Source organism: Roseovarius faecimaris, from assembly GCF_009762325.1.
Taxonomy (GTDB): Bacteria; Pseudomonadota; Alphaproteobacteria; order Rhodobacterales; family Rhodobacteraceae; genus Roseovarius; species Roseovarius faecimaris.
The window spans coordinates 3411828-3432818 of record NZ_CP034348.1 but is presented as its reverse complement, the minus strand read 5'-3'; the positions used below and the strand labels follow the sequence as shown (position 1 = coordinate 3432818).

The following is a 20991-nucleotide window of genomic DNA, read 5'->3' as shown; positions in this document are numbered from 1 at the left end:
GAGAGGAGACCGGCAGGCGCGGGACCGAAAGGAGGAGAGGCCATGTTTCTGGAACTGATCGCCACATTCGTGGCGGGGTTCGCCGCGGCCGGTGTTGTCTTGTTGCTGAACAAGATCCTGCGCGGGGCGTTGCCGCGCTGGGCGATGCCCGTGGTGGCGGGCCTCGCGATGATCGGCTTCACGATCTACAACGAATACAACTGGTTCGCCCGAACCAAGGCCAGCCTGCCCGAGGGGCTGGTGATCGTGGAAACGGTGCAGAGCCGTGCCTTCTATCGCCCCTGGACCTATGCGCACCCGTTTGTCGAGCGGTTCGTGGCGGTGGATCAGGCGACGATCAAGACCCACGAAGGCCAGCCCGGACAGAAGCTCGCCGATGTCTATCTTTTCGGACGCTGGGCCCCGGTGCACAAGGTGCCTGTGCTGGCTGACTGCGCAGGGAAACGGCAGGCGGCGCTGACCGATGCGGTAAGCTTTGAGGCCGACGGGGCAGTCACCGGCGCCGACTGGACCAGCGTCTCGGATCGCAACGCAACCCAGGTGGCGATCTGCGGAGAAACCTGATGTTGACCTCACTTAGCCTGAGACTGCGCATTTTTCTGTTCTTCCTGTTCATTGCGGTTGTCGGGATCGGCCTTGTAGGGGCGTCGCTGCTCATCGGTTTTAGCCGGCTTGACCCCGAGGCGCCCGGCGCGGCGTTCATCTTTGCGGGGTTGCTCTCGGCCTTTGGTCTACTGGGTCTGGTTGCGGGGGTCTGGCTGCTCTTTGATGAAAATGTCGCCAAACCGATCGAACGGCTCGCAGCAGCGATGCGAACCCGCGCCCATGCCGGGGTTGATGTGAAGCTGAAGGAGGACGAGGCGAAATATCTCGGTGATCTCGCCCCGGCTACCCAGGCCGTGACCGGACAGTTGACACAATCCACCATGGATGCTGCCGATGCCGTCGCCGCCGAAACCGCGCGTCTGGCCACCGAAAAGGACCGACTGACCGCGCTTCTGACAGAGATCCCGATCGCCATGATCCTGGTCAGCCCGTCACATCAGATCGTGCTCTATGACGGGCAGGCGGCGGAGGTTCTTCGGCAAATCCATACGCCTCGCCTCAACGCGTCGATCTTTGATTTCTTCCGTGAGCAGGAGCTGCTTGAGGCCCATGCAAAGCTGAAGGAGACCGGCGCGGAGGTGTCCTTTCGTGCGCATGGCACCAAGGGCAAGCTGGCCTTTGATGCGCGGCTGAAGCCACTGAGCGGCGCGCCGGGGTACATGCTGCTTGTGGATGACACGCAGGCGGTGATCCCCGCGAGCCACGCCCGCCCGCTGATCTATGATTTCGACCTGATGGATCAGGCTCTGCCCCGGACCGTCGAGGACCAGCCGATCGCGCAGATGAATTTTGTGGTGTTTGATACCGAGACCACCGGTCTTCTGCCACACAAGGACGAGATCGTGCAGATCGGCGCGGTCCGCGTCGTCAATTGCAGGATCGTGCCGGGCGAAGTGATGGATCAGCTTGTCGATCCCGGACGGCCGATTCCGCCCGCCTCGACGAAAGTGCATCATGTGACCGATGAGATGGTCAAAGGCGCGCCCGATCCTGTGGCGGCCTGCGCGATGTTTCATGAATTCGCCAGCGGTGCCGTGATCGTGGCGCATAATGCCCCGTTCGATTTGGCCTTCATGAAGCGGCATGGGGCCTCGGCAGGGCTCAACTGGGACCACCCGGTGCTCGATACGGTGCTGCTGTCTGCGGTGCTGTTCGGGGCGAGCGAGACACATACGCTGGACGCGGTCTGTGACCGGCTCGGGATCACCATCCCTGACGTGTTGCGTCACACGGCGCTGGGCGATGCGCAAGCCACTGCAGAGGTATTGTGCAAGCTGTTGCCGATGCTCACGTCACGCGGCTTCACCACCTTCGGCGAGGTGATCGCGCAGACCCGCCAGCACGGGCGGCTGTTGCAGGACATGAACTGAGCAGGCGCGTCCTGAGGCAGAGGCGGGGTTGTTGCGTCTGTAAGTGTGTGTCGCGCTCAAATCCGGGCAAAGCCTTCGATCAGCTGGCGCAGACCCAAAGCAGCGCCCGCGAAGATCGCGGCGAAGGTTAGCGGCGCACCGAGTGCCATGACCGAAAAGGCCGAGATGCCCTGTCCGATAGTACACCCCATTGCCAGCACCGCGCCGAAGCCCATCAGAACCGCGCCAAAGAACTGGCGCCGTAGCTCGCGCGGGTCTTCGCAGGCTTCCCAGCGGAAATGCCCCTTGATCAGGCTGCCGCAGAATGCACCGACCCAGACCCCGGCCACCGACCCCACCCCGAAGCTGAGGCCGCCCCCGCTGGATGTCATAAAATAAAGCATGGTCTCGCCCAGGGGCGCGGTAAAGGTGTGACTTTCGACTGCAATCGCGCCGAAGCCCTGGGTGGCAAGGTAACTTGTTCCGGCCCAGCCAAGCGCGATGGCCAGCGCCACAACCGCGGCCCAGAGCATCGCCGCGCGTTCGGCCAGAAAGGCGCGCGAGCCGAGAGCGACGGCCGCAACGAGCGCAGAGAGTAAGAGCCCGCAGATTGCGAGTGGCAGACCGCTGACACCAGACAGGATTTCGGCATAGCCGCGGGCGTTGGTGCCAATGGCCGTGGCGTCGATGAAGGCCACCCGCAGGAACGCCAGCGGGCCGGAGAGCATCACATAAGCTGACACGCCCATGACCAGCACGATCACGAAGGACCGCAGATCGCCGCCACCGACCCTCGCCAGCGCGCCAAATCCGCAATTGCCAGCCAGGGCCATGCCATAGCCAAAGAGCAGCCCGCCCAGGATATGGGCCAGCGGCGAGAAGGGTGCGAGGTGATAGACCGTGCGGTTGGGATCGAGCGCTCCGGCAAGCACCAGCATGAAGGCCATCAACCCCGCAAAGCCAATTGCCAGAACCCACATGCGCAGCCGCGTGTCGCTGCCCTGATAGAGATAATCCTCGATAGCGCCGAGGGTGCAGAACCGGCCAAGCCTTGCCGCAAGTCCCAGAAGCCCGCCGCCGACAAAGCCCACAAGTGCAACCAGCACCGGTTCAGGGATACCGTCCAACATCGCCTGCCTCCTCCCAGTGGTCCGGCCTGGTGTCAGACCGATTCAGCGATTTCCATTGCAGAATAGATCGTAGACCACGTCAAGGATGCGCACAGCGCGCTGATCGGCGAGGCTGTAATAAATCGCCTTGCCTTCGCGGCGGGGCGTGACCAGGCCCTCGGTCCTGAGGCGCGACAATTGCTGCGAGACCGCCGCTTGTCTGGCCGAAAGAAGCTCTTCAAGCTCGGTCACCGATTTTTCACCGGTGGCCAGGTGACACAGAATCATCAGCCGCCCCTCGTGGCTGATCGCCTTGAGAAAGGCAGACGCATCGCAGGCGTTACGCATCATGCGATCCATCTCTGCGTCGCTGATGTCCTCGGTGATAACGGGCAGGGCCATGGTGCTATTGTGATCCGGCGTGTCGTGTTTCATGTATGATCCCCTTGCCGCCCGAACGCAAACCTCGAGGTGCCGATTTTCAGGAAGTGCGGCAAAATCTCAATACTTGTCCGTATCATTGGCTGTGCATCCTATGCGCGTTCTCGTCGATCAGTCTGCCCAGCAGAAACCAGAAAAACTCATCTCCACTATAGCCTTCCATGCGGCCAAGCTCCTGACCGTCCGCCACAAGAACAAAGGTCGGCGTGAATACCGGCCGCGAGGTAAACGTGATGTCGTCGGGCAGGTCGCGCAACTCGACCCGGCGGAGTGGCACGCGCTGGCCCTCCGGTGTTTTGGGATAGATATGTGCGATCTCGGCGTCCCAGCGTTCGCACCAGTGACAGCCGTGCTGCTGGACCATCACAAGCTCTGCCGCCTGGGCCGTCACGCCCAGCCCCATCGCCATAAAGGCTGCCATTAGCAATGTACGAGCGGCGCGCATGGAACTTCCTGTTTGACGTTATGCTAAAACATATAATAACTTGAATATGTAAGTCGTTCAAGCTCGGCGGCAATGCCAAGAGGCTTCCAATATGTTTGATGTCACGATTGTGAGCGCTCTTTTGGGTGGGCTGATCGTCTTCTTCTCGCCTTGTGTTCTGCCGATCGTGCCGTTTTACCTCAGCTATATGGCTGGTGCGTCCATGTCCGAGATCAGCGGGGATGGCACGCTGGCGCCGGGGGTGCGGCGGCGGGCGTTTCTGGCGTCGATCATGTTCTCGCTTGGGATTATCACCGTCTTCGTCCTGCTTGGTGCGGCGGCCTTCGGGCTGAGTCAGGCGTTTCGAGGAGTGCAGGTAGAGTTCCGTATTTTCGCGGCATTGGTCGTTTTCGTCCTGGGGCTGCATTTTCTCGGCGTTCTGCGGATCGGGTTTCTCAACCGGGTGTTCCAGATGGATGCGGGTGAGACCCGCAACATGTCGATTCTCGGCGCGTATGTCGTCGGATTTGCCTTTGCTGCCGGATGGACGCCCTGCGTGGGCGGGGTGCTCACTGCAGTGATCTTCACCGCCAGCACCGAGGCGACGGCGATGCGTGGGCTGATGCTGATGCTTGTCTTTGGCGTGGCGATGACCGCGCCTTTCGTGATTGCTTCGCTATTCATCGGCCCGTTCCTGCGCTTTGCCGCGAAGTTCCGGCGGCACCTGCCGAAGGTCGAAAAGGCCATGGGCCTGCTGCTGATTTTCTTTGCGGTGCTCATCGCCACCGATAGTGTGAATTACATTGCCCAATGGATGCTGGAGACCTTTCCGGCGTTCCAGAACATATAGGAGAATGACATGACCCGTCTGACCGCTTTGCTGTCCGCTACCTGTCTGGCGCTGCCACTCTGGGCCGCCGAGTTGGGCGATGATGGTCTGCACAAGGCCGACTGGATGCGCGACACGTTCAAGGACCTGAACGAAGATCTGGCCGAGGCCAATGCGGAAGGCAAGCGTCTGGTGATCATGGTGGAGCAACGCGGTTGTGTGTATTGCGCCAAGATGCACAAGGAGGTGTTCTCGGACCCTGAGGTCTCCGATTACATCCGTGAAAACTTCTTTGTCGTGCAGATGAACCTGCATGGCGACACGGAGGTGACGGATTTCGATGGCGAGGCGCTGAGCGAAAAAGCTGCGGCGCGCAAATGGGGCATATTGTTCACGCCTTCGATTCTCTTCCTTCCGAAGGAGGTGGAAGAGGGGCAAACTGCCGCAGAGTCGGCTGTGGCGTTGATGCCCGGTGCCTTCTCCAAGGGGACAACGATCGACATGTTCACCTGGGTCAACGAGGAGCGCTATGCGCTTGATTCGGAAGAGGATTTCCAGCGCTATCATGCAAGACGCATCCAGGAGCGGAACAACGGCAGTTTTGACTGAGGCGCCGCTGCGCAAGAAAATAATAAATTCAAGAAGTAGAATTTATCATTGATTGCGCGGGCGGGAGTGTTCTATGGTATGCAAAATTTAGAATGTGTTTGAGGGAGGACGCATGAAGATCATCTTCACAACAGCGGCGATCGCAGCACTGAGCTGCACCGGCGCACTGGCCGGTGAGGTTGCCCCGACGGAGGTCAAGTTCGAAGACGGGGCGATTGCCGCGTCGCTCAGCGGCAAGCCGGGTGATCCGGCAGCGGGCCGCGAGATCGTAAGCTCGAAGAGCCTGGGCAATTGCGTGGCCTGCCACGCGGCGACGGACCTGGCCGATGTGCCGTTCCATGGAGAGATCGGCCCGCCGCTCGATGGTGCCGGCGACCGCTGGAGCGAGGCAGAGCTGCGTGGCATCGTGGCCAATGCCAAGATGATGTTTGACGGCACGATGATGCCTTCCTTCTACAAGACCGAAGGCTTCATTCGCCCGGGCAAAGCCTACACCGGCAAGGCTGCGGATGACACGTTTGCTCCGCTTCTGTCGGCCCAACAGATCGAGGACGTGGTGGCTTATCTCGTCACGCTCAAGGAATAGGTCGCGCCCAGCGCGATTGATGCAAGATCAGGAGATCAGGATATGAAATTCACAAGACGCAATGCGATGGTCCTGGGCACCGGTGCCTTTGTGACCCTCGGCCTGCCGATCCGCGCCTTTGCTGCCGGCGAAGCACAGATCGAAGCCTTCACCGGCGGGGCTGAGATGGCCGATAGCGGGGTGACGCTGACGGCCCCCGAGATCGCTGAGAATGGTAACACCGTACCGATTTCGGTTGATGCCCCCGGGGCTTCGGAAATCATGGTGCTGGCGCTGGGCAACCCGACGCCTCCGGTGGCGACGTTCAAATTCGGCCCGATGGCCGCATCGCACTCCGCTTCCACGCGTATCCGCCTGGCCGGAACGCAGGATGTGGTGGCAATCGCCAAGATGGCCGACGGCTCTTTCGCGAAAGCGTCAAGCACGGTCAAGGTTACAATCGGCGGCTGCGGCGGCTAACAGGATCAAGGAGAATTCAACATGGCCAAAGGTGTAAAACCCCGCGTCAAGGTCCCGAAGTCGGCTGCGGCTGGCGATGCGATCACGATCAAGACGCTGATCAGCCACAAAATGGAAAGTGGTCAGCGCAAGGATAAGGATGGCAATGTCATCCCGCGTTCGATCATCAATCGCTTCACCTGCGACTTCAACGGTGAGAACGTCATCGACGTGACCCTGGAGCCGGCAATCTCGACAAACCCGTATTTCGAATTTGAAGCCAAGGTCCCCGAGGCCGGCGAGTTCAAGTTCACCTGGTATGACGACGATGGCTCGGTCTACGAGGAAGCCAAGTCGATCAGCGTGAGCTGAGCCGGAGCACAGGGAGGAACAACATGAGAAAAACGAAAACCGTAACCGGTTTGATGACCCTTGCCCTGATGGCAGGCGGAGCGGCATTGGCGGAGCCTGTCGAGGACACGCTGAACGTCAATGGCGAGATCGAGATGACCACCTGGACCGAGGCGTCGGCGGCGGTCGATGGCGCGCTGAGCGAGGTGATCTCGGGCTGGCATTTCCGCGGCGAAGAGACCCGTGCGATGCAGCAGGATGATTTTGACAATCCCGGCATGATTTTCGTCGAAAGTGCCATGGAAGCCTGGGAAACCGCCGAGGGATCCGAAGGTAAATCCTGCGCAAGCTGCCATGAGGGATCGGACAGCATGGCAGGGGTTCGCGCAGTCTATCCCAAGTGGAACGAAGCGGCTGGCGAAGTCCGCACGCTGGAAATGCAGATAAACGATTGCCGCGAGAACCGCATGGGCGCCGAGCCGTGGAAATACACCGGTGGCGACATGGTGAACATGACGGCACTTATTGCCTCGGTCTCGCGCGGTCTGCCGATTAACGTGGCCATTGACGGCCCCGCTCAATCGACCTGGGAGCAGGGCAAGGAGCTCTACTATACCCGGACCGGTCAGCTTGAGCTGAGCTGCGCCAATTGCCATGAAGACAACTATGGCAACATGATCCGCGCGGACCACCTCAGCCAGGGCCATATCAATGGCTTTCCCGTGTATCGCCTGAAAAACACCAAGCTGAACGCGGTGCATGCCCGCTTCAAGGGCTGTGTGCGCGACACCCGCGCCGAGACCTACGCACCGGGCAGCCCTGAGTTTGTCGCTCTGGAGCTTTATGTCGCCTCACGCGGCAACGGTCTGTCGGTCGAAGGACCGTCGGTTCGCAACTAACCACTGAAGGCCCCGCCTTGCCATGTGTCAGGCGGGGTTTTCTGTAACATGAAACATTCAAAAAGCCGCATGTATTGACGGTAGGGATAAAGGCTCATGATCTCACGGCGTGATTTTCTGCAAACCAGCATGGCAGCCTCCGCGATTCTCGGCGCCTCCGGATTTGGCAACTGGGCCAAGCTGGCCGCGCAACAGGCTCTGACCCAGGATCAGCTGCTGGAGTTCGAGACATTCGGGAATGTCTCGCTCATTCATGTCACGGATATTCACGCCCAGCTCAAGCCGATCTATTTCCGCGAGCCGTCGATCAACATCGGCGTGGGCGACAACAAGGGCGCGGTGCCGCATATCACCGGCGCCGATTTCCGCAAGGCCTACGGAATCGACGATGGCAGCCCCTCGCATTATGCGCTGAGCTCGGGCGATTTCTCGGCGCTGGCGCAGACCTATGGCCGCGTCGGTGGGCTGGATCGTGTGGCGACGGTCATTAATGCGATCCGCGCGGACCGGCCTGATGCGATCCTGCTCGATGGCGGCGACACCTGGCATGGCTCCTACACCTGCTATCACACGGCGGGGCAGGATATGGTCAACGTGATGAACGCGCTCAAGCCTGACGCGATGACTTTCCACTGGGAGTTCACCCTGGGCAGTGACCGCGTTCATGAGTTGGTCGAGGGTCTGCCATTCGCGGCGTTGGGGCAGAATATTTTCGATGCCGAGTGGGACGAACCGGCCGAGATGTTCCCGCCCTATACCTTCTTCGAGCGCGGCGGCACCAAGGTCGCTGTGATCGGGCAGGCTTTCCCTTACATGCCGATTGCGAACCCGGGGTGGATGTTCCCCGAATACGCGTTCGGTATCCGCGATGAGAACATGCAGGAGATGGTCGACGAGGTCCGTGGGCAAGGGGCCGAAGTGGTTGTCGTGCTGTCTCACAATGGCTTTGACGTCGATAAGAAAATGGCCGGGATCGTCTCGGGCATCGACGTGATCCTTTCGGGCCATACCCATGATGCACTGCCCGAGCCGGTGCTGGTGGGCGAGACGATCATCGTGGCCTCGGGCTCTAACGGCAAGTTCGTGAGCCGTGTCGATCTGGACGTGCGCGACGGGCGGATGATGGGTTTCCGGCACAAGCTGATCCCGATCTTCTCGGACGTGATCACCCCGGATGCCGAGGTCTCCGCGCTGATCGACGAACAGCGCGCGCCCTATCAGGACCAGTTGACCGAGGTGATCGGCCAGACCGACAGCCTGCTTTACCGCCGGGGCAACTTCAACGGATCCTGGGACGATCTGATCTGCAACGCGCTGATTTCCGAGCGCGAGGCCGATATCGCCATGTCGCCCGGTGTGCGCTGGGGTCCGAGCCTGATCCCCGGGCAGGACATCACCCGCGAAGATATCTGGAACGTCACGTCCATGACCTATGGCGCGGCCTACCGGACGGAAATGACCGGCGAGTTCATCAAGGTGATCCTGGAGGATGTGGCTGACAACATCTTCAACCCCGATCCCTATTACCAGCAGGGCGGCGACATGGTGCGCATCGGGGGCATGGCTTACCGGATCGGCATCAACCAGCCGCAGGGCAGCCGGATCTCGGAGATGACCCTGCTGAAAACCAGCGAGGCGATTGACCCCGCCAAGACCTATGTCGTGGCCGGCTGGGCCTCGGTCAACGAAGGCACCGAAGGACCGCAGATCTGGGATGTGGTGGAAAGCCATATCCGCAAGCAGGGGACTGTGTCCCTTGATCCCAATAACAGCGTCACGGTCGTGGGCGCGTAATGACAATGCCGAAAGGAGACCTCTAGAATGTCAGAGAGTTTCAAAAGCAACCCCTCGCGCCGGGCCTTCCTGCGCGGGACCGCGGCTGCCGCCGCCGGGGCTGTCGCCGCCGGGGCCGCCAGGGCCGCAGAACCCGATCCGCTGATCACCGAGGTGCAGGAATGGGCCAGCGGTCTGGGCGACGGTGTGGATGCCACGCCCTATGGCCTGCCCATCGAGTTTGAAAGCGACGTCATCCGCCGCAATGTGGAATGGCTGACGGCTGACACGATCAGCTCGATCAACTTCACGCCGATCCACGCGCTGGATGGCACGATCACCCCGCAGGGCTGCGCGTTCGAGCGGCACCATTCGGGGGCGATCGAGCTGCGCAAGGAAGACTACCGGCTGATGATCAACGGCCTGGTGGACACGCCGCTGGTCTTTACCTATGCCGATCTGGAGCGTTTCCCGCGTGAAAACCATGTGTATTTCTGCGAATGCGCCGCCAATACCGGCATGGAATGGGCGGGTGCGCAGCTCAATGGCGCGCAGTTTACCCACGGGATGATCCATAACATGGAATATACCGGCGTGCCGCTGCGCACGCTTCTGGAAGAGGCGGGTTATAGCGCCGAGGGCAAGTGGGTCTATGTGGAAGGCGCGGATGCGTCCTCCAATGGCCGCTCGATCCCGATGGAAAAGGCGCTGGATGATGTGCTCGTTGCCTTCAAGGCAAACGGCGAGGCTTTGCGTAAAGAGCACGGGTATCCAGTACGCCTCGTCGTTCCTGGCTGGGAAGGCAATATGTGGGTCAAGTGGCTGCGCCGCGTAGAGGTCATGGACCGCCCCGTGGAAAGCCGTGAGGAGACCTCAAAATACACCGACACTCTCGAAGACGGGACCAGCCGCAAATGGACTTGGGTGATGGATGCCAAATCGGTTGTCACCTCGCCCAGCCCGCAAGCACCGATCACCCACGGACCGGGGCCGCTGGTGATCACCGGGCTTGCCTGGTCCGGGCACGGTGCAATTACACGCGTCGATGTCTCCAAGGATGGGGGCAAGACCTGGGAGACCGCGCGTCTCGCCAAACCCGGCGAGAAGATGGCGCTTACCCGGTTCTATCTCGACACCACCTGGGACGGGGGCGAGATGTTCCTGCAATCCCGCGCCATGGATGAAACGGGCTATGTTCAGCCCACCAAGACGCAGCTGCGCGAGGTGCGCGGGCTTAACTCGATCTATCACAACAACTGCATTCAAACCTGGTGGGTGCGCGAGAACGGAGAGGCGGAAAATGTCGAAGTGTCTTAAGATTGCCCTGGCGCTTGCCCTGACCGCCAGCCCGGCCTTCGCCGAAAAGTTCGGACTGGGGCGCGAAGCCCTGCCCGAAGAGATTGCCGCCTGGAATCTCGATGTGACCCCCGATGGCACAGGCCTGCCGGAAGGCTCGGGCGATGTGCTCACCGGCGAGGAGGTCTTTGCCGAAAAATGCGCCATCTGCCACGGCGACTTTGCCGAAGGCGTGGACAACTGGCCCAAACTCGCTGGCGGCTGGGGGACCCTGGCCCATGAAGACCCGCTCAAAACCGTGGGCAGCTATTGGCCACACCTGTCGACCGCGTGGGACTATGTGAACCGGTCCATGCCGTTTGGCCAGGCGCAGACGCTGACACCGGACGAGACCTATGCCATCGTGGCGTATATCCTCTATTCCAACGATCTCGTGGATGACGAGTTCGTGCTGAGCCATGAAAATCTTGCCTCGTTCGAGCTGCCCAATGCAGGTGGTTTCATCATCGACGACCGTGCCGAGACGGAGTATCCGATCTGGACCGGCGAACCCTGCATGACAGACTGCAAGACGGACGTGAAAGTGACCATGCGCGCCGCGGTGCTTGATGTGACACCCGAAGAAGAGGGCGCGGCAGAGGGCACCGAAGCGGTCGCAGAACCTGAAACCGAAGCTGCGGCAGAGCCGGAACCCGAAGCTGAAGCCGCAGCAGAACCCGAGGCTCAGGAAGCTGCCCTTGATCCGGCGCTGGTCGAGGCGGGAGAGAAGGTGTTCAAGAAATGCAAGGCTTGTCACCAGGTCGGCGATGGGGCCAAGCACCGCTCGGGCCCGATCCTGACAGGGGTTGTCGGCCAGCCGGCCGGGCATTTCGAGGACTTCAAGTATTCCAAAGCCCTGATGGCCAAAGCCGAGGACGGGCTGGTCTGGGATGAGGCCAACCTGGCCGCTTTCCTCGCCGCGCCCAAGAAGTTCATCAAAGGCACCAAGATGGGCTTTGCCGGCCTCAAGAGCGACGAGGACATCGCGGCCATCACCGCTTATCTCAAGAGTACCGGGATGTAGCGGATGCGGAGCCTTCGCCATCTCCCAGCCGCCCTGATCCTGGCCGCGCTCGCCGCGACCGGGGTCAAGGCGACGGAGGCGCTGGGTGATGCCGAGGCGGGCAAACGGCTTTTCCAGCAATGCAAGGGCTGTCACGAGGTGGGCCAGGGTGCCCGCGACCGCATCGGCCCGCATCTTAACGGGCTGTTTGGTCGGCAGGCAGCGGTGCATGAAGGATACGCCTATTCCGAATCCATGCAGCGTGCCGGGGTGGACGGGCTGATCTGGACCGCCGAAACGCTCAACGCCTATATCGAGAATCCGCGCGCCCTGGTGTCGAAGACCCGGATGAGCTTTCGGGGCATGAAAGACCCGCAGGACCGCGCCAATCTCCTTGCTTATTTGCGGGTCTATTCAGATAACCCGGCCGACATCCCCGAGGCCGAGCCCACCGCGCGGGCAACCGATCATGACCTTGATCCGGCAATCCTGGCGCTGGAAGGGGACCCGGAATATGGCGAATACCTCGCCACCGAATGCCTGACCTGCCACCAGGCCGATGGATCGGCCGAAGGTATCCCCTCGATCACCCGCTGGCCGGTCGATGACTTTGTCATCGCGATGCATGCCTACAAGCGTAAGTTGCGCCCGCACCCGGTCATGCAGATGATGGCGGGGCGGCTCAATGACGAAGAGATCGCAGCCCTTGCAGCCTATTTCAAAGACCTCGATTAGAGGCGATTTCATGGGAGGAAGAGATACATGAAACTGAATAGAAGACTTTTCATCGGCTCCGGAGCCGCAGCCGCGGCGACGCTGGCCGCGCCTGCCGTTCTGGCGGACAATCACGGCAGGCCGCGTGTTGTGGTCATTGGTGGCGGGGCAGGCGGTGCGACCGCCGCGCGCTACATTGCCAAGGACAGCAAGGGTGCTATCGACGTGACGCTGGTCGAGCCGACGCGCACTTACTACACCTGCTTCTTCTCGAACCTTTACATTGGCGGTTTCAAGGAAATCAGCGACCTGGGTCACAGCTACGGTGCGCTTGCGGCCAATTACGGGATCAACGTGGTGCATGACTGGGCCGTGGACGTGGACCGTGACGCCAAGACGGTGACTCTCGCAGGCGGCGGGGTACTGCCTTATGACAAACTGATCCTCAGCCCCGGAATCGACTTTGTCGACGGATCGGTGGAAGGCTGGAGCCTGGCGTCGCAAAACAAGATGCCGCATGCCTACAAGGCCGGGTCACAAACCGAGCTTTTGCGCGCGCAGGTGCTCGCGATGCCCGAAGGCGGCACGTTTGCCATGGTCGCCCCGCCCAACCCCTACCGCTGCCCACCGGGCCCGTATGAGCGGATCTCTATGGTGGCATCGGTGCTGAAAGCCAACAACCCGACCGCAAAGATCATCGTGGCTGACCCGAAACCGAAGTTTTCCAAGATGGGGCTCTTCCAGGAAGGATGGAACAACCATTATGCCGGTATGGTCGACTGGATCGGCGAAGAGTTCGGCGGTGGTAATGTCTCGGTCAACCCCGAGGCGATGACCGTGACCATCGATGGCGAGGAAACCAAGGTCGATGCCTGCAACGTGATCCCGGCCCAAAAAGCGGGCCGGATTGCCGAGATCGCCGGCGTGACCGATGGCAACTGGGCGCCGGTCAATGCGGCGGACATGTCCACCAAGGCCGATGCAGATGTTTATGTTCTGGGCGATGCGAGCCAGCAAGGCGATATGCCCAAATCGGGGTTCTCGGCCAATAGCCAGGCAAAGGTCTGCGCCAATGCGGTACGGGGGGCGCTGACCGGGTCCAAGGTGTTCCCGGCGAAGTTCTCCAACACCTGCTGGTCGCTGATCGAGGCCAATGACGGCGTCAAGGTCGGGGCCACTTATGAGGCCACTGACGAGAAGATCGCCAAAGTGGATGGCTTTATCAGCCAGACCGGCGAGACAGCGGAAGTGCGACAGGCCACCTATGAGGAATCGGAAGGGTGGTATGCCGGGATCACGTCGGATATGTTCAGTTAAGCACAGTTTGCGAACTGAAATCATATGAATATTCGGCGGGTCTGACATAGGTCAAAGCCCGCCGTTTTCATTTCTGGTGAACTAAAGAAAAAGGGAGATCGAAAATGAATCATTTCCGTGCAGCCCTCGCTGCAATGTGTTTTGCAGTTCCCTCCATGGCCCAAGAACAGGCGGTGATCTACGACTACAAAGGCAGCTTTGACGATGCCAGCTTTGCCGTGGAGAGCGCGATCATAGGGCAGGGTCTGGTGATCGACTATGTCAGCCATACCGGTGAGATGCTCAACCGCACCGGTGAGGATGTCGGCAGCGATGTCAGGCTCTTCGAGGAGGCTGACATCTTTCTGTTCTGTTCAGCCACCCTGTCGCGCAAGGTGATGGAGGCGGATCTGATGAATATCGCCCATTGCCCCTATGGCATCTTCGTTGCCGAAAAGGACGGTAGGATCATGATCGGCTATCGCACCTATCCGGACGGCCCGATGCAGGAGGTGCAGGCGCTGTTGGATGAGATCGTGCAAAACGCACTAGAATAGGTTTGCCGCGTCGCCTGCGGGCGTCAGATGAAAGGCTATGCCATGCTTGAGACTTTGCTCGATACCTTTGGTGACAATACCGTTCTGGCCATGGCGGGGGCGGTTGTCGGCATTGTCTTCGGAGCGGCGGCGCAGCATTCGCGATTCTGCCTGCGGGCAGCCACGGTGGAAGTGGCCGAAGGACGCTTTGGGCAGAAGCTCTGTATCTGGCTTATCGCTTTCAGCGCGGGGGTCATGTCGGTGCAGGGGCTGATCAGCATGGGCATGATCGAATTGAGCGAGGCGCGTCAGCTCGCCTCCCCCGGAAGCATGTCGGGCGCGATTATTGGCGGGCTGATGTTCGGATGCGGCATGATCCTGGCCCGGGGCTGTGCGAGCCGCCTTCTGGTTCTTTCGGCCACCGGCAATCTGCGCGCGCTTCTGACCGGGCTGGTGCTGACACTGGTGGCTCAGGCCTCGCTGCGCGGTGTTCTGTCGCCCACGCGCGAGAATTTGGCCGGACTCTGGATCGTGCAAGGCGGGGAGGAGCGCAGCCTGCTGACGCAGATCGGGATGTCGAGCACCTTCGCGGCGGTGTTGGCAGGGCTGGCGCTGTCGGGTTCGGTCATGCTGGCCTGGCATCACGGGGTCAAGGCCACGCGGGCGCTGGCGGCCATAGGCGTGGGGTTCGCGGTCGGGTCGGGCTGGCTGCTGACATACATGATCGCGCAGACCTCCTTTGAGGCGATTGCCATTTCCTCGGTGACGTTCACCGGTCCTTCGACAGATACGCTGATGGGCCTCGTCAACAGTGCCGAGATCACGCTGAATTTCGGTATCGGGCTGGTGCCGGGGGTGTTTGTCGGCTCTGCGGCGATGGCGCTTTACGCACGGGAGGCCAAGATCGAGCGGTTTGGCCGCGATACGCCGATGGAGCGCTACCTGATCGGCGCTGTGCTGATGGGTTTTGGCAGCATGCTGGCCGGTGGCTGCGCCGTGGGCGCAGGCATGGCTGGCGGGTCAATCTTTGCGCTCACCGCCTGGGTGGCGGTGTTCTGCATGTGGCTGGGCGCGGTGGGCACACACCTGACATTGACCCGGGGGTTCCACCCCCACCCGGCCACATCCTGAGCCGACGCTTACTCGAACTCCATCTGCTCATAGACCCGGCCGGCGTTCTTCGTGGCCAGTTCTTCGTATGTGTCGAGATGGGCGTAGGGGCTTTGGTCCACGTAATAGGCGTCGGCCAGATCGCCGCCGGCCTCAAGATGCTCGCCGACCTTGCCGCGCAGATAGACGAGGTAATCATGCGTATAGCGGCGCACCTGATCCATGTTGGTGGGGTGGCCGTGGCCGGGAATGACATAGGTGGCGCCCAACGGCTCAAAGGCGGTTTCCCAGGTTTCCACCCAATCGGCGGTATAGGTGTGCTCGAAAATCGGCAGCATCCGTTCGTGAAACGCCATGTCGCCTGAGATCACCAGGCTTTGCTCGGGCAGCCAGATGACGATATCGCCGGGGCTGTGCGCCGGGCCGAGATAACGCGCCTCGATGCGGAAGTCGCCCATCTCAACGATATACTCTTCGTCAAAGGTCTCGGTCGGGCCCACGACACTCGTGCCTTCGGCCTGATCGCCGTTGTAACGCTTCATGCCTTCCAGGATCGACCCGCCATATTCCGCAATCTCGGCCGCCGCTTCCTCATGCGCCACGATCGGCACGCCCTGTTCGGCCCAATAGCTGTTGCCGAGCATGGCGTGGCCCTGGCCATTCTCGTTAAAGACAAGTTTCACCGGCTGATCGGTGATGGTCTTGATCTCGTCATGCAATGCCTTGGCAAGCCCATAGGCCGCGCCACCATTGATCACGACAACCCCATCGCCGGTGACGATGAAGCTCAGGTTGTTGTTATGGCCGGCATTCTCGTAGGTGGGCGGCGCGGTGGCGCCGATGGCCGACCAGACATGCGGGATCACCTCAACCGGTTTGTTGTAGAGCATCGAACCGGGGTATTTGTCGGCAATGTCTTCATGCGCCTGTGCGGCACCTGCCGCGAGGATCACTGTCAGAAAGCGCCACATCACATTTCCTCCATCACGAATTGATAGGCACTGTCCTTGCGCTCTACCCGGCCAAGCCCGCCGCCGGGCAGGTGAAAACCAAGGAGCGGTATCTGCTCGCTCGCCAGCTTGTCTAGCAGCATCATGCGCGACTTGGCCCCCAGTTCAGCATCCTGATCTGACCCGCTGGCCCAATCGGGGCGGGCAAAGGCGACATGGTGATTGCCGATGGCATCCCCTCCGATCAGCAGCGCCTCGCCGCCGTCGCGGACTTCGAATGACAAATGCCCCGGTGTGTGCCCGAAGCTTTCGACCGCGGCGACGCCAGGCAGGACCTCCTGTCCCGGCTGGATGAACTCGACCTGATCGGCAATCGCCTCCAGCCGCCGGGCCGCACCCACCGCGAAGGAGGCGCGCGCCTCACCGATGGTGCTGACCGTGTTGGGATCGGTCCAGTAGTCCCATTCGGCCTGTCCGATCATATAGGCGGCGTCGGTAAAGACCGGGTCGTCAAAATCGTCCAGCAGCCCCCAGAGGTGATCCGGGTGCGCATGGGTGAAGATCACATGCGTGACGTCTTCGGGGGCGACACCAAGGGCGTCGAGACTGTCCACCAGTGCCCCCGCCGACGGCATGAAGCCGGAGCCCGAACCCACATCGAAGAGTACGGTACGCTCGCCGTCCTGAAGCAGCGTCACATTGCAGGGCGGCTCGATCTGGTCCCGCGAGACACCATATTCAGCAAGGATCGGCGCCAGTTCGTCCTGCGGCAGGTCGGCAAAGGCAAAATCACCGGGCAGAACCAGATTGCCATCGCTGACCGAGGTCACCGTTCTTGACCCCAGTGTGACGGCATTGGCGGCATGTCCGTAACGTGGAAGGCCCGCCAGGGCGAAGGCCCCGAGCCCGGCCAGTATCTCTCGTCTGGTGGCCATGGTATCTCCCTTACATATTCCTGAGATTGAATATGACGCAAGAGAGGGGGTGCAGGCAAGCCGATTCTGCGGCGGGGTGGTCAGATGACCTTGATCACATCCTTGTCGATGGCCAGCATATAGCCCTTGCGCGCGATGTTCTTGACCAGAAGCTCGGTCACCATCTGGTTGCCCAGGGCATCGCGCAGCCGCTTGATACGGGTGGCACCGGCGGCTTCTTCGCAATCCGTGGCGGAACGGCCTGAGATCACCGCCTCGATCTCGGCGCCCGAGAGCACATCATCATCCATCCGCGCCTCGGCCAGAACCGCCAGAGTTTCCATCGCCGCATCGGTCAGCTTGAAGCCCATATTGTTGAGATAGACGGTCTTCTCCTCGCGGCTGATCAGAAGCGAGCTGACTTGAATACCCGCCCGTTCGATCTGGGCCATGCGGCGGTTGAGCGTGACCAGCATGATCAGGAATACCAGCGCGGCAATCAGCAGTGCCGCGGCAAAGACCAGTAGCACAAAGATCACCATCCGGTAGCTGACCAGCGTCTCGGAAAAGGCAGTGCCCGAGAGCGCCAGTATCTCCAGCAGCTTGATCTCGGCATCCGAGGTGAGTTGGTCGTTCTCGACGAAAATCCGCTCAACCCGCGCGTTGAAAGCGTTGGCATCGGGCAGGCTGAGGAAGATAAAGACAGCGGCCAGTGTCAGGATCAGGACAATCGCCGCCATCCCGATCACCACCACGCGGGATCCCGAGCGGCGCGCTTCTGCGGCTGTGGTGTCTTGATCTGTCAAACTCAGTTCTCCGCCACCGATAACACTTTCAACAAGGTAAGCCCCTGCGCCGCGAGCATCGCGCGGAGCTGGGCCTCGGCGTTTTGTACCGTACAGGGGCCCGTGATCTGCGCCACATCATAATAGAGCTCAAGCGGGTTGTCGCGCTTGGCCTTGTACTCGGCGGTGCAGGCGGCTTGTGCCTGGGCGGCGGGAAGCGCAAGGCCAAGGGCCAGGGCGGTGATGAGAGATAAGCGTGTCATGCGGCAGAAGATGCGCCGAAGCGCGGGGCTATTCAATAACCAAGCCTTTCAAAAGCAGAAGTTTGGCGCTGCTATCCGATAACAGCGTACCGTTATTGCCTGTCTTTCCGGGGCGGTCGCATCTTTGGGTCAGTCGCATGAACGCCCCACGGATCGGGGTCAACGCTGCCACCCATAGAAAGGAAAGTTATCATGCACCGTAAATTCATTGCTCTCGTCCTCTCCGCGTCTCTGGCCCTGACCGGCCTGACGGCACAACCCGTGAAGGCGGATGACACCGCCGAGTGGATTGCCGGGGCCGCCGCGCTTGCCATCATCGGCCTTGCCATCGCGGACGCCAACAAGAAGCCGCAGCCCGCGTATAATTACGGATACGGGCAGGGGCACAGCTATGGCCACACGCCCTATAACTACGGCACGACCCATGGTCATGCCGGGCCCCTGGTCAGCCCTGTCCCGACGCCGCAATATCACGACCCCAAGGTGCTGCCGCGCCAGTGCGGCACCAAGGTCAACATGCAAGGCCAGGTAATCCGGGGGCTGGGCAAGCGCTGTCTCAAGCGCAACGGGGTGAATATTCAGGCGTTGCCCGCCTATTGCGAGGTGAAGGTGCGTGACCCCAATAGCGGCAAACGGAAGATCATCTATGGCGGTCGCTGCCTGCGTCAGAACGGCTATTCACTGGCCCGCGCGCATTGAAAGCAGCACATGTCGAGCAGGGGAGGGCGGCCTTGGCGCCGCCCTCTTTGCATTGCAGCTCTGACTATGGTTAGTGAGCCCATGACCGGACCTGACTTTTCCTTTGAACAAGATGCCATGACGCGCGGGGCGCAGGTGGTGGCCGGTGTTGACGAGGTGGGGCGCGGGCCGCTCGCCGGGCCGGTGACAGCCGCCGCCGTGATCCTGAATCCTGAAGACATTCCCGAGGGGCTGAACGACAGCAAGAAACTGAGTGCCAGCCGGCGCGAGGCGCTCTGGGAGACGATCCACGACAAGGCAGAGGTGTCGATTGCCCATGCCAGCGTGGAGGAGATCGATACGCTCAACATCCTGCGCGCCTCGCATCTGGCGATGGAGCGGGCGGTCGCTGGGCTGACCCGCGTGCCCGATGAGGTGCTGATCGACGGCAACATGATCCCGCGCGGCCTGACCCTCCCGGCGCAGGCGATTATCAAGGGCGACGCCCGCTCTCTGTCGATTTCGGCGGCCTCAATTGTGGCCAAAATATGTCGAGATCGTGTCATGTGGGATTTGGCGCAACACTACCCCGGATACGGCTGGGAGACGAACGCGGGCTACCCGTCAAAAAGCCACAGAGAGGCGCTTCAAAATCTCGGGCTGACCCCACATCATAGACGTTCGTTCAAGCCGGTCCACAATATCTTGTATCAAGGGAAAAACGTAACCTCCTGATTCAAAAAAGAATTTGACCAGCGAATCGGTTTGACTCATCCTCTGCCTCAACAAGCGAGCGCAAAATGCGCCGGGACAGAGGCAGACAATGACAAACTCCAAGACCAAGGGCGCGGAAGCGCTCCCTTTGAACACAATTCTGGATGGTGACTGCATTGAGGTCATGAACGGGTTGCCCGAAGCGTCCGTTGACCTGGTCTTTGCCGACCCGCCGTATAACCTGCAGCTCAAGGGCGATCTGCACCGCCCGGATAACAGCCAGGTCGATGCCGTCGATGATCACTGGGACCAGTTCGCCAGCTTCAAGGCGTATGACGAGTTCACCACGGACTGGTTGAAGGCGGCCAAGCGTTTACTCAAGCCCAACGGGGCGATCTGGGTGATCGGGTCCTATCACAACATTTTCCGCGTTGGTGCGGCGCTTCAGAACGAAGGCTTCTGGATCCTCAACGATGTGGTCTGGCGCAAATCGAACCCGATGCCGAATTTCCGTGGCAAGCGGCTGACCAATGCCCATGAAACGATGATCTGGGCCAGCCGCGATGAGGGCGCGAAATATACGTTCAACTATGAAGCGCTGAAATCGCTCAACGAAGGCATTCAGATGCGCAGTGATTGGGTGCTGCCGATCTGCACCGGGCATGAACGCCTGAAGGACGACAAGGGCGACAAGGCCCACCCGACGCAAAAACCCGAGAGCCTGCTGCACCGGGTGCTGGTGGGGACAACCAACCCGGGCGATGTGGTGCTAGATCCTTTCTTCGGCACAGGCACGACAGGAGCCGTCGCCAAGATGCTGGGGCGCGACTATATCGGGATCGAGCGCGAAGAGGCCTATCGCAAGGTGGCTGAGAAGCGGCTTGCCAAGACCCGCCGCTTTGACCGTGAGGCGCTGCAGGTCAGCGTCAGCAAACGCGCCGAGCCGCGCGTGCCCTTTGGTCAGCTCATCGAGCGCGGGATGCTGCGTCCGGGCGAAGAGCTGTATTCGATGAACAACCGCCACAAGGCGAAGGTGCGGGCCGATGGCACGCTGATTGGCGACGACGTGAAAGGGTCGATCCATCAGGTCGGCGCGGCGCTGGAAGGCGCACCAAGCTGCAATGGCTGGACCTACTGGTGCATCAAGAAAGACGGCAAACGCGTGCCGATCGATATCTTCCGCCAGCAGATCCGCGCCGAGATGGCCGAGCGGCCAAACTGAATTCATCACACCAGAACACCGCCGGTGCCTGTGGCCTGACCATTGGCACTAACTTTT

The 20991-nt window shown here is 60.9% G+C and carries 25 protein-coding genes; 18 read left to right on the top strand and 7 right to left on the bottom strand.

Going from position 1 to position 20991, the window contains the following annotated elements; all coding sequences use genetic code 11:
- Window positions 1–42 precede the first annotated feature (42 nt).
- The gene (locus EI983_RS17170) at window positions 43–564 is read left to right on the top strand and encodes a hypothetical protein (RefSeq protein WP_157708569.1); all 522 of its coding nucleotides are present in this window, start codon (window positions 43–45) and stop codon (window positions 562–564) included.
- Complete coding sequence (locus EI983_RS17165; RefSeq protein WP_157708568.1) at window positions 564–1976, top strand: 3'-5' exonuclease; 1413 nt, start codon at window positions 564–566, stop codon at window positions 1974–1976. The genes EI983_RS17170 and EI983_RS17165 overlap by 1 nt, the downstream gene beginning before the upstream one ends.
- Window positions 1977–2032: 56 nt before the next feature.
- Here the strand turns inward: EI983_RS17165 and EI983_RS17160 are convergent, their stop codons facing one another.
- The 3 genes from EI983_RS17160 to EI983_RS17150 all read right to left on the bottom strand — a co-directional run bounded on the left by EI983_RS17160 (window position 2033) and on the right by EI983_RS17150 (window position 3950).
- Window positions 2033–3085 carry a YeeE/YedE family protein gene (locus EI983_RS17160; RefSeq protein WP_157708567.1) on the bottom strand — a complete coding sequence of 351 codons (1053 nt, stop codon included), beginning with the start codon at window positions 3083–3085 and terminating at the stop codon, window positions 2033–2035.
- Window positions 3086–3127: 42 nt separating this feature from the next.
- Complete coding sequence (locus EI983_RS17155; RefSeq protein WP_157709138.1) at window positions 3128–3466, bottom strand: ArsR/SmtB family transcription factor; 339 nt, start codon at window positions 3464–3466, stop codon at window positions 3128–3130.
- Between the two features lie 115 nt (window positions 3467–3581).
- Window positions 3582–3950 (bottom strand): hypothetical protein, encoded by a 369-nt coding sequence (locus EI983_RS17150; RefSeq protein WP_157708566.1) that lies wholly within the window; start codon window positions 3948–3950, stop codon window positions 3582–3584.
- Between the two features lie 91 nt (window positions 3951–4041).
- Between EI983_RS17150 and EI983_RS17145 the strand changes: the two genes are divergently transcribed.
- From EI983_RS17145 to EI983_RS17085, 13 genes are all read left to right on the top strand, one after another.
- Complete coding sequence (locus EI983_RS17145) at window positions 4042–4779, top strand: cytochrome c biogenesis CcdA family protein (RefSeq protein ID WP_157708565.1); 738 nt, start codon at window positions 4042–4044, stop codon at window positions 4777–4779.
- A 9-nt stretch (window positions 4780–4788) separates the two neighbouring features.
- Window positions 4789–5367 carry a thioredoxin family protein gene (locus tag EI983_RS17140; protein ID WP_157708564.1) on the top strand — a complete coding sequence of 193 codons (579 nt, stop codon included), beginning with the start codon at window positions 4789–4791 and terminating at the stop codon, window positions 5365–5367.
- A gap of 112 nt (window positions 5368–5479) precedes the next feature.
- Entirely contained in the window at window positions 5480–5953 is a 474-nt protein-coding gene (gene soxX, locus EI983_RS17135) for a sulfur oxidation c-type cytochrome SoxX (RefSeq protein WP_157708563.1), read from the top strand.
- A 42-nt stretch (window positions 5954–5995) separates the two neighbouring features.
- Window positions 5996–6412, top strand: a complete 417-nt coding sequence (gene soxY / locus EI983_RS17130) for a thiosulfate oxidation carrier protein SoxY (protein WP_157708562.1) — start codon at window positions 5996–5998, stop codon at window positions 6410–6412.
- Between the two features lie 21 nt (window positions 6413–6433).
- A complete protein-coding gene (gene soxZ, locus EI983_RS17125) occupies window positions 6434–6763 on the top strand; it encodes a thiosulfate oxidation carrier complex protein SoxZ (RefSeq protein WP_157708561.1) in 330 nt (109 codons plus the stop codon).
- Window positions 6764–6786: 23 nt separating this feature from the next.
- Window positions 6787–7641, top strand: a complete 855-nt coding sequence (gene soxA, locus EI983_RS17120; protein WP_157708560.1) for a sulfur oxidation c-type cytochrome SoxA — start codon at window positions 6787–6789, stop codon at window positions 7639–7641.
- A gap of 96 nt (window positions 7642–7737) precedes the next feature.
- Window positions 7738–9435, top strand: a complete 1698-nt coding sequence (gene soxB, locus EI983_RS17115) for a thiosulfohydrolase SoxB (RefSeq protein WP_157708559.1) — start codon at window positions 7738–7740, stop codon at window positions 9433–9435.
- 27 nt (window positions 9436–9462) lie between these two features.
- Entirely contained in the window at window positions 9463–10731 is a 1269-nt protein-coding gene (gene soxC, locus EI983_RS17110) for a sulfite dehydrogenase (protein ID WP_157708558.1), read from the top strand.
- Window positions 10715–11773 carry a c-type cytochrome gene (locus tag EI983_RS17105; protein WP_157708557.1) on the top strand — a complete coding sequence of 353 codons (1059 nt, stop codon included), beginning with the start codon at window positions 10715–10717 and terminating at the stop codon, window positions 11771–11773. The genes soxC and EI983_RS17105 overlap by 17 nt, the downstream gene beginning before the upstream one ends.
- A gap of 3 nt (window positions 11774–11776) precedes the next feature.
- Window positions 11777–12487, top strand: coding sequence for a c-type cytochrome (locus tag EI983_RS17100; RefSeq protein ID WP_157708556.1), 711 nt, complete (start codon window positions 11777–11779; stop codon window positions 12485–12487).
- A 27-nt stretch (window positions 12488–12514) separates the two neighbouring features.
- Window positions 12515–13783: an NAD(P)/FAD-dependent oxidoreductase gene (locus tag EI983_RS17095; protein WP_157708555.1), complete on the top strand. Its 1269-nt coding sequence runs from the start codon at window positions 12515–12517 to the stop codon at window positions 13781–13783.
- 155 nt (window positions 13784–13938) lie between these two features.
- A complete protein-coding gene (locus tag EI983_RS17090; RefSeq protein ID WP_246162219.1) occupies window positions 13939–14319 on the top strand; it encodes a DUF302 domain-containing protein in 381 nt (126 codons plus the stop codon).
- A 42-nt stretch (window positions 14320–14361) separates the two neighbouring features.
- Complete coding sequence (locus tag EI983_RS17085; RefSeq protein ID WP_157709137.1) at window positions 14362–15429, top strand: YeeE/YedE family protein; 1068 nt, start codon at window positions 14362–14364, stop codon at window positions 15427–15429.
- 8 nt (window positions 15430–15437) lie between these two features.
- On the opposite strand, the gene EI983_RS17080 is transcribed toward EI983_RS17085, so the two are convergent.
- From EI983_RS17080 to EI983_RS17065, 4 genes are all read right to left on the bottom strand, one after another.
- Window positions 15438–16379, bottom strand: coding sequence for an MBL fold metallo-hydrolase (locus EI983_RS17080; protein WP_157708553.1), 942 nt, complete (start codon window positions 16377–16379; stop codon window positions 15438–15440).
- Window positions 16379–17293 (bottom strand): MBL fold metallo-hydrolase, encoded by a 915-nt coding sequence (locus tag EI983_RS17075; RefSeq protein ID WP_157708552.1) that lies wholly within the window; start codon window positions 17291–17293, stop codon window positions 16379–16381. Before EI983_RS17075 ends, EI983_RS17080 begins: the two co-directional genes overlap by 1 nt.
- An 80-nt stretch (window positions 17294–17373) precedes the next feature.
- On the bottom strand, window positions 17374–18078 hold the full coding sequence (locus tag EI983_RS17070; RefSeq protein ID WP_157708551.1) for a winged helix-turn-helix domain-containing protein: 705 nt from the start codon (window positions 18076–18078) through the stop codon (window positions 17374–17376).
- A 2-nt stretch (window positions 18079–18080) separates the two neighbouring features.
- Window positions 18081–18320 (bottom strand): hypothetical protein, encoded by a 240-nt coding sequence (locus tag EI983_RS17065; protein ID WP_157708550.1) that lies wholly within the window; start codon window positions 18318–18320, stop codon window positions 18081–18083.
- A gap of 192 nt (window positions 18321–18512) precedes the next feature.
- Here EI983_RS17065 and EI983_RS17060 point away from each other — a divergent pair, with 192 nt between their 5' ends.
- From EI983_RS17060 to EI983_RS17050, 3 genes are all read left to right on the top strand, one after another.
- Window positions 18513–19019: a hypothetical protein gene (locus EI983_RS17060; protein WP_157708549.1), complete on the top strand. Its 507-nt coding sequence runs from the start codon at window positions 18513–18515 to the stop codon at window positions 19017–19019.
- Window positions 19020–19100: 81 nt separating this feature from the next.
- Entirely contained in the window at window positions 19101–19733 is a 633-nt protein-coding gene (locus EI983_RS17055; RefSeq protein WP_157708548.1) for a ribonuclease HII, read from the top strand.
- 88 nt (window positions 19734–19821) lie between these two features.
- Window positions 19822–20934, top strand: a complete 1113-nt coding sequence (locus tag EI983_RS17050) for a site-specific DNA-methyltransferase (protein ID WP_157708547.1) — start codon at window positions 19822–19824, stop codon at window positions 20932–20934.
- Window positions 20935–20991: the final 57 nt, after the last annotated feature.